A 2,125-nucleotide genomic window follows, 5' to 3' on the forward strand; every position below is an offset into this window, starting at 1 on the left:
GTCCGGGGAGGCGGGGCCTTCCGCGCCGGTGCCGGCGGCCATAGAGTGGGGACGGCGACCGTGACGGTGGCCGGCGACCCGGCGGGAGGCGCAACCCGGCGGGCCAGGTGCGTCCCGCACCCGCCGGTGCTCCGCCCACGGCTCCGCCTGCACACCGGTTCGACCGGTCCCTCGCCCCGGTCCGCCCGTACGGAATCCCCATCACCACAGGGGAGAGAAGGACAATGGCGCGACCCATCACGCTCTTCACCGGCCAGTGGGCCGACCTTCCGTTCGACGAAGTCTGCCGGCTCGCCTCCGAGTGGGGGTACGACGGCCTGGAGATCGCCTGCTGGGGTGACCACTTCGAGGTCGACAAGGCGCTGGCCGACGACTCGTACGTCGAGCGCAAGCGGGAGACCCTCGCCAAGCACAACCTGAAGGTCTACACGATCTCCAACCACCTGGTCGGCCAGGCCGTGTGCGACCACCCCATCGACGAGCGGCACCAGGACATCCTGCCGGCGCGGATCTGGGGCGACGGTGAGCCCGAGGGGGTGCGCCGTCGCGCCGCCGAAGAGATCAAGGACACGGCTCGCGCGGCGGCGAAGCTCGGCGTGAAGACTGTCGTCGGCTTCACCGGCTCGTCGATCTGGCACACGCTGGCGATGTTCCCGCCGGTCCCGCCGTCGATGATCGAGCGCGGCTACCAGGACTTCGCCGACCGGTGGAACCCGATCCTCGACGTCTTCGACGAGGTCGGGGTGCGGTTCGCGCACGAGGTGCACCCGAGCGAGATCGCGTACGACTACTGGACGACGAAGCGGACGCTGGAGGCGATCGGGCACCGGCCTGCGTTCGGGCTGAACTGGGACCCGTCGCACTTCGTCTGGCAGGAGCTCGACCCGGTCAACTTCATCTTCGACTTCGCCGACCGGATCTACCACGTCGACTGCAAGGACGCGAAGGTGCGCACCGGTGACGGCCGGCGTGGCCGGCTCTCCTCGCACCTGCCCTGGGCCGACCTGCGCCGCGGCTGGGACTTCGTCTCCACCGGCCACGGCGACGTGCCCTGGGAGGACTGCTTCCGCGCGTTGAACGCGATCGGCTACGACGGGCCGATCTCGATCGAGTGGGAGGACGCCGGCATGGACCGGCTCGTGGGCGCCCCGGAGGCGCTCCAGTTCGTCCGCCGGCTCGCCTTCGACGCGCCCGAGGCCGCCTTCGATGCGGCGTTCAGCAGCAAGGACTGAGCGAGCCGGTTGGCTCCGGACGGCGCACGCCGCTGATCGGGCACGTCACGGGCCCGGCCGCCAGGTCGGCGGCCGGGCCCGTGCGCGTCGCGATCAGAGGGTGCTGCTGCCGCTGCTGCCCGAGCCGGACGGCTTGGCGGTGGTCGCCCGGGCGGCCGAGCCGCTGGTCGCCGAGTTCGGGCCGGACTTCGCGCCGACGGCGGCCGGCGAGCCGGCGAAGGCGTCGTCGGCGGCGGTCATGCCCGGCTTGCTGCCGTTGCCGGTCAGCTTCTCGCCCAGCTTGGTCTGGCCGAGCTTGTCCTTCCCCTCGCTGTAGAGCCGGGTCGCCTGGGCCTGCGCGACGCCCGCCGCCTCCTGCACGGTCGGGTGGTCGAGCACTTTACGGCCCCGGATCATCAGCTCCTCGTACTTCTCCCGGCCGGCGCGGGCACCCAGGACGAATCCCGCAGCCAGCCCGCCAAGAAACATCAGTTTTCCGCGCATGGCGGCTCCTTCCGTACCTGACGCGCCGCCGCCCGTCGGGCTCCGTCCGCCCGGCGGTACGACCATCTCGCGCCTGCGTTCTGTCGTCCGCAGCTAACTACCCATCCTGCTCCGTGCTCATACCTGCTTGTGCCGTGATGGCGATTTGTCCGACTTGCTGATTCTGTCGTTCGCTTGGCCGCGCGTCCGCCACCGGCGTACCCGGTGCGGTAACCCCCTGGACCAACACCCCCTGCAGTCCTGTACTCTTGTCTCCGTCGCACGGCGCCGGAGAGATCCGGAACCGGGCAACGGCAGTCCCCTGTAGCTCAATTGGCAGAGCAGCCGGCTGTTAACCGGCAGGTTATTGGTTCGAGTCCAATCGGGGGAGCCAACCACTACGCCCGCCGGCCCCGCCGGCGGGCGTTTCT

General features: G+C 70.6%; 2 protein-coding genes and 1 tRNA gene. 2 read left to right on the top strand and 1 reads right to left on the bottom strand.

What is annotated here, in order from left to right; all coding sequences use genetic code 11:
* The first annotated feature begins 224 nt into the window (after window positions 1-224).
* A complete protein-coding gene (locus E1211_RS31845) occupies window positions 225-1,232 on the top strand; it encodes a sugar phosphate isomerase/epimerase (RefSeq protein WP_132353913.1) in 1,008 nt (335 codons plus the stop codon).
* Between the two features lie 93 nt (window positions 1,233-1,325).
* On the opposite strand, the gene E1211_RS31850 is transcribed toward E1211_RS31845, so the two are convergent.
* Complete coding sequence (locus E1211_RS31850; protein WP_132353916.1) at window positions 1,326-1,715, bottom strand: hypothetical protein; 390 nt, start codon at window positions 1,713-1,715, stop codon at window positions 1,326-1,328.
* Window positions 1,716-2,012: 297 nt separating this feature from the next.
* Between E1211_RS31850 and E1211_RS31855 the strand changes: the two genes are divergently transcribed.
* Window positions 2,013-2,088 (top strand) — tRNA-Asn (locus E1211_RS31855).
* The last annotated feature ends 37 nt before the right edge of the window (window positions 2,089-2,125 follow it).

It is taken from the genome of Micromonospora sp. 15K316, from assembly GCF_004348525.1.
GTDB lineage: Bacteria > Actinomycetota > Actinomycetes > Mycobacteriales > Micromonosporaceae > Micromonospora.